The organism is Weissella sp. DD23, assembly GCF_001579105.1.
Classification (GTDB): domain Bacteria; phylum Bacillota; class Bacilli; order Lactobacillales; family Lactobacillaceae; genus Weissella; species Weissella cibaria.
In genome coordinates, this window is sequence record NZ_KQ970436.1 from 1 (window position 1) to 670 (window position 670).

At 47.2% G+C, this 670-nt stretch carries 1 protein-coding gene; it reads left to right on the forward strand.

Features of this window, described 5'->3' with window-relative positions; genetic code table 11:
• A partial coding sequence (locus WEIDD23_RS12100; RefSeq protein WP_156469666.1) for a DEAD/DEAH box helicase occupies positions 1–670 on the forward strand: 670 nt, incomplete at both ends.

A 670-nucleotide genomic window follows, 5' to 3' on the forward strand; every position in this document is an offset into this window, starting at 1 on the left:
ACTCGAACACAATCATCCACATCAGGCTGATAGTGATGCATTAGCAACCGGTGAATTGTTAATTGCCATCTTAAAACGGGCCGAAGGGTTACCAATGATTACGCTTCAGGCGTTAGCTGATTTGCCATTGGTCCTACCACGCGACACGAAAACCGTATTTGAAAAAGCGTTAGCAAAAAATCAAGCAGAGCCACAACCATTACCTAGTCACTTACAAGTGATCGATAGTTTGGCGTTACGTCGTTTTTCAGAACCGGCGCCATTGGTTACTGGCAAGGCGACAAGCTATCCTGCTAAAAAGGCTGCAAAAGAGCAACTTTACGGCAAGGCGTTGGCATACCGTGAACAGCAAGCTAAGTTGATGAATGCCATTTACACGCATTACACTGAGGCTGAACTGTCAGAAACACCAGGGGAGACAGCCTTTGTTGCGGAAGCGCCAACGGGGATGGGCAAGACGTTAGCTTATTTACTACCATACGCATACCTAGCTGATGAGCAGCGCAAGCAAGTGGTCGTCGCCGTTCCAACAATTACGTTGCAACAGCAAGTGACCGAAACAATTAATACAACATTGAAGGATATTCTGCCGTTTGAAGTTCGTGGTGCCAGTTTGAAGGGACGCACACATTATTTGAACTTGCAGAGCTTCAAGCGCGCACTCCGCGTT